Annotated in this window: 2 protein-coding genes; both read left to right on the forward strand. The window is 76.1% G+C overall.

Features of this window, described 5'->3' with window-relative positions:
* A partial coding sequence (locus tag ACFWOG_RS39070) for an SDR family NAD(P)-dependent oxidoreductase (protein WP_380364353.1) occupies positions 1-4,180 on the forward strand: 4,180 nt, incomplete at its 5' end.
* A 79-nt stretch (positions 4,181-4,259) separates the two neighbouring features.
* A partial coding sequence (locus ACFWOG_RS39075; protein ID WP_380364355.1) for a type I polyketide synthase occupies positions 4,260-5,958 on the forward strand: 1,699 nt, incomplete at its 3' end.

Below are 5,958 nucleotides of genomic sequence, written 5' to 3' on the forward strand. Positions count from 1 at the left end.
CGCGACCGACCGGCCGCGTCGGGCCGGGGTGTCCTCGTTCGGCATCAGCGGCACCAACGCCCACGTCATCCTCGAAGCCCCGTCGGGCGCACCGGTTCCCGCGACCGCGTCGGACGAGGCACCGCTCCCGGCGCTTCCGGTCACTCCGGTCGTGCTCGCGGCGGCCGACGAGGACGCCCTGCGCGTGCTGGCGGGTCGGATCGCCGAGCACCGTGAGCTCCCGCTCGACCAGCTCGCGGCGGGCCTGGCGGGCCGGGCCGCGCTGCCGCAGCGCGCGGTGCTCCTCGCCGAGGACCGCTCCGCGCTGGAGGATTCCCTGAGCGCGTTCACCGATCGGGCCGTCACCGATCGGGCCGTCACCGATCGGGCCGTCACCGACCGGATCGTCATCGACCGGATCGTCACCGGCACGGCGGTCGAGGGCCGGCTGGCGGTGGTGTTCACCGGTCAGGGGTCGCAGCGGGTCGGCATGGGTCGGGAGGTGTACGACACCTTCCCGGTGTTCGCGACCGCCTATGACGAGGCGTGCGAGGTGCTGGGGCTGACGCTGCACGGGCTGGACGCGGAGTCGCTGGACCGTACGGGTTCGGCGCAGCCGGCGATCTTCGCGGTCGAGGTGGCGCTGCTCGCGCTCGTGCGCTCCTGGGGCGTGACCCCGGACGTGGTCGCCGGTCACTCGGTCGGCGAGATCACCGCCGCGTACGCCGCCGGGGTCCTCTCCCTGGCGGATGCGGCGAAGCTGGTGGCGGCGCGGGGCCGGTTGATGCAGGCGCTGCCCCCGGGCGGCGCGATGCTGGCCGTCGGGGCGTCGGAGGCCGAGGTTCGGGAGGCGTTCCCGGACATCGACCTCGCGGCGGTCAACGGCCCGGCCGCGGTGGTCGTGTCGGGGACCGAGGACGAGATCGTGCGGATCACCGAGCTGGTGACCGAGCGGGGTTGGAAGACCAACCGCCTGCGGACCAGCCACGCGTTCCACTCCCGGCTGATGGAGCCGATGCTGGCGGACTTCCGGGCCGTCGTGAGCGGCCTGGCCTTCCACGACCCGGTGCTCCCCGCCGTCTCGACGGTGACCGGCACTCCGGTGACGCCCGGTCAGTGGTCGGACCCGGAGTACTGGGTCGACCAGGTCCGGCGCCCGGTGCGTTTCGCCGAGGCCGTCACCGCCCTCGATGCCCGTCGGGTGCTGGAACTCGGCCCGGACGGCGTCCTCACCGGGCTGATCGGCCACGTCGATCCCGAGCTCACCGCGGTCACCGCGTTGCGCCGGGACCGGTCCGAGCCGCACACGCTGCTCCGGGCGGTCGCCGAGCTGTTCGTCCACGGCCAGCCCGTCGACTGGAGCGCGCTGGTCGGGCGCCGGGCCGACGCGGACCTGCCGACCTACCCGTTCCGGCACCGGCGGTTCTGGCCGCGGCCCCGGACCGGTGTCGACGGGGACGTCACCGGGCTCGGCCTGACCGGGACCGGCCACCCGATCCTCGGTGCGGCGGCGGAGGTCCCGGGTTCCGGGCTGGTGCTGTTCACCGGTTCGCTGTCCGGGGCGACCCACCCGTGGGCGGTCGACCACACGGTTCACGGCCGCACGGTCGTGCCGGGTGCCGCGCTGTTCGAGATGGTCCTGGCGGCGGGCTCCCGGGTGGGGGCCCCGGTGCTGGAGGAACTGCTGCTGAAGGCTCCGCTCGTCCTGCCGGGCCGCGAGACCGTCCAGGTCCGGGTCACGGTCGGGGCGCCGGACGACGAGGCCGGTCGGCCGGTGACCGTCCACTCGCGGACCGGGGCCGAGGCGCCCTGGACCGAGCACGCCACGGGCCTGCTGTCGGAGCGGACCGGCGGCGACCCGGCCGCCGTCACGGTGCCGGCGGGGGCCGAGGAGATCGACCTCGCGGGCTTCTATCCGGCGATGGAGGCTGCGGGCCTGGGCTACGGGCCGGCGTTCCAGGGCCTGCGCAGGGCCTGGAAGTCCGGGGACGAGGTCTTCGCCGAGGTCGAGGTCGCGGAGCCGCCCGCCGGCTTCGCGCTGCACCCGGCCCTGCTGGACAGCGCGTTGCACGCGGTCGCCGCCGGCGGTCTGGTCACCGGGACGGACGTCCACCTGCCCTTCGCGGTGTCCGGTGTCCGGCTGGTGTCCGGCGGCGCGACCGCGCTGCTGGTCCGGCTGACCCCGGACGGGCCCGGCGGTGTGCGCCTGGTGATCGCGGACGGTGCCGGGCTGCCGGTGGCCGAGATCGAGCGGCTCGCGCTGCGGCCGGTCGGTGCGGCCCCGGCGGCCGACACGGCCGGGCTCTACACGGTGGAGTGGCAGCCTTCGCCCGTGGCGGTCGGCGGCGGGGACACCGCAGGCTGGGTCGGCCTGCCGCTCGGCGAGCCGATGCCCGCCCTGTCCGGTGCCCCGGTCGTCCTGCTCGACGCCACGGCCTCGCCCGAGGCCGGTCCGGCCGAGGTGCGGCGGGCACTCGAAACCGCCCTGGGCACGCTCCAGGCGTGGCTCGCCGACCCGGCCGGTGCCGGTCACCTGGTGGTGCTGACCTCGGGTGCGGTGGCCACGGGCCCGGCCGACCCGGTGACGGGGCTGGCGCATTCCGCGTTCTGGGGTCTGGTCCGCGTCGCCCAGACGGAGAACCCCGGCCGGATCACCCTGATCGACACCGACACCGACACCGACACCGACACCGCCACCGCCGGTGCCACCGACGGCCGCGCGCTCGTCGCGGGCATCGTCGAGGCGGGGCTCGCGCAGGCGGCGGTCCGCTCCGGCGCGGTGCTGGTCCCGCGCCTGGTCGCGGCGCAGCCTCCTGCGGCCGTGACCGGCGGCCCGGCCGGCGGCGCGCCGGTCGCGTCCGCCCTCGGTGACGGGACGGTCGTGCTCACCGGCGCCACCGGGGCGCTCGGCGCGGACCTGGCCCGTCACCTGGTCGCCGCCCACGGGGTCAAGGACCTGCTGCTGGTCAGCCGGCGCGGCCCCGACGCGCCCGGGGCCGAGGCCCTGGTCGACGAACTGACCGGCGCCGGGGCGGCGGTGCGGCTCGCGGCCTGCGACCTGGCCGACCCGGACGCCGTCCGGCGTCTGCTCGGTCCCGTCGAGGTCGGCGCCGTGGTGCACGCCGCCGGCGTCACGGACGACGCGGTGCTCACCCGGTTGACGCCCGACCGGCTCGCGGCCGTCCTGGCGGCCAAGGTGGACGCGGCGGTCAACCTGCGCGCGGCCACCGCCGGCCGGCCGCTCGCGGCGTTCGTGCTGTTCTCCTCCGTCGCCGGCGTTCTCGGCAACGCCGGCCAGGCCAACTACGCCGCGGCCAACACCTTCCTGGACGCCTACGCCGCCCGTCTGCGGTCCGAAGGGGTTCCCGCCACCTCGCTGGCGTGGGGGCTGTGGGAGACCGGTCTCGGCGCCGCCCTGACGGACGGTCTCCGCGACCGGCTCCGGGGCGGCGGGATCGTGCCGCTGCCCACCGGGGACGCGCTCGCCCTGTTCGACGCCGCCCTCCGCGCGGACGTCGCCCTGGTCGCCCCGGTCGGGCTCGACCTGGCCGCGCTCCGGCCGGCGGCCGCGGCCGGACGGCTCCCGGAGCTGTTCGCCGGTCTGGTACCGGCGCCGGCCCGGCCGGGGGTCCGCGCGGAGGCCCGGCCTGCCGTCGCCGCAGGCCGGGACCGCGCACTGACCGCGCAGCTGGCCCCGATGACCGCCGCCGAACGGACCCGCACGCTGCTCGGCCTGGTCCGTACCCACGCGGTCGCCGTGCTCGGCCACACCGGCCCGGCGGGGATCGGCGACGGCCGTGTCTTCGGCGAGCTGGGCTTCGACTCGCTCACCGCGGTCGAGTTCCGCAACCGTCTGGCCGCCGACACCGGTCTGCGGCTCGCGCCGACGCTGATCTTCGACCACCCGACGCCGCTGGCGCTGGCCGAGGCCCTCCGCGACCGGCTCGCCCCGGCGGCCGTCGAGGGTGACGCGGCGCTCCTGGCCGAGCTCGCCGTTCTGGAGGCGAGCCTGGCGGCGAGCAGCCCGAGCGAGGCGATCCGGACCGCCGTCGGGCTCCGGCTGCGGGCGATGCTCGCAGGCTGGGCGAGCACCGACGGGCCGGGCGACGGCCCGTCGGACACCGACACCAATGCGGACATCGCCGCCGCCGACGACGCCGAGCTGTTCAGCCTGCTCGACGACGAACTCGGCATCAACTGACCCTCCGCGCGGTCGGCGCGAACCGACCCTCCGCTTAATCGGCGCGAACTGACCCACAAGCAACTGGAGTTGGCGAGACATGGACACCGAAGCGAAGCTCCGCGACTACCTCAAGCGGGCGACCGCCGACCTTCGTCAGGCCCGTCGCGACCTCGTCGACGTCCAGGAGAAGGCCGCCGAACCGATCGCGATCATCGGCATGGCCTGCCGCTACCCCGGTGGGGTGCGCACGCCCGGTCAGCTCTGGGACCTGCTGGACGCCGGCCGCGACGCGATCACCGGCTTCCCCCAGGACCGGGGCTGGGCGGTGGAGGAGGGCGACTTCGCCCAGGAGGGCGGATTCCTCGACGAGGCGGGCGCGTTCGACCCCGCCGTCTTCGGCATCTCCCCGCGCGAGGCCCTGGCGATGGACCCGCAGCAGCGGCTGCTGCTGGAGTGCGCGTGGGAGACCTTCGAGCGCGCCGGGCTGGACCCGCTCGGCGTCAAGGGTTCCCGCACCGGCGTGTTCGCCGGCGTGATGTACCACGACTACGCCGCCCAGCTCACCACGCTGCCGGACGGCGTCGAGGGCTACCTGGCCACCGGCACCTCCGGGAGCATCATCTCCGGCCGCGTCGCCTACACCTTCGGGCTGGAGGGTCCTGCCCTCACCATCGACACGGCCTGCTCGTCGTCGCTGGTCGCGCTGCACCTGGCGGTGCAGTCGCTGCGCCGGGGCGAGTGCGCGATGGCGCTGGCGGGCGGTGTCACCGTGATGGCCGGTCCGAGCACGTTCGTCGAGTTCGCCCGGCAGGGCGGCCTGGCCGCCGACGGCCGCTGCAAGCCCTTCGCCGCCGCCGCCGACGGCACCGGCTGGGCCGAGGGTGCCGGTCTGCTGCTGGTCGAGCGGCTCTCGGACGCCCTTCGCCTGGGCCACCCGGTCCTCGCCGTCGTCCGGGGCAGCGCGGTCAACCAGGACGGTGCGTCCAACGGCCTGACCGCGCCGAACGGCCCCTCCCAGCAGCGGGTGGTCCTCGACGCGCTGGCCGACGCCCGGCTGACCCCGGCCCAGGTCGACGCGGTGGAGGCGCACGGCACGGGGACGCGCCTGGGCGACCCGATCGAGGCCCAGGCGCTGCTGGCGACGTACGGCCAGGACCGGGCCGAGGGCGAGCCGCTCTGGCTGGGCTCGCTGAAGTCGAACCTCGGGCACACCCAGGCGGCGGCGGGCGTCGGCGGCATCATCAAGATGGTCGAGGCCATGCGCCGCGGCGTGCTGCCGAAGACGCTGCACGTCGACGAGCCCTCCCCGCACATCGACTGGTCCTCGGGCGCGCTGGAGCTGCTCACCTCCGCGCAGCCCTGGCCGCAGGCCGGGGACACCCCCCGCCGGGCCGCGGTCTCCTCCTTCGGGTTCAGCGGCACCAACGCCCACGTCGTCCTCGAACAGGCGCCGGCCGAGGCCGTCGCACCGGCGGGCACCACGCCCGTCGTTCCGCTGCCGCTGGCGGGGGCCGACGAGGCGGGGCTGCGCGCCCAGGCCGCCGTGGTCCGCGACCACCTGGACACCGCAGGGGCCTCCCTGGCGGACACCGGCGCGACGCTGGTGGGCCGGGCGGCGCTCCCGGTGCGGGCGGTGGCGTGGGACGTGGAGGGTCTGGAGGCGGTGGCCGCGGGTCTGGGACAGATCGCGGGGTCGCCGTTGGGCAGCTCGGACGTGGTGTTCGTGTATCCGGGTCAGGGTGGTCAGTGGCTGGGTATGGCGGTGGGTCTGCTGGAGTCGCGAGCGTTCGCGGAGC

Source organism: Kitasatospora sp. NPDC058406 (assembly GCF_042722765.1).
Lineage (GTDB): Bacteria > Actinomycetota > Actinomycetes > Streptomycetales > Streptomycetaceae > Kitasatospora.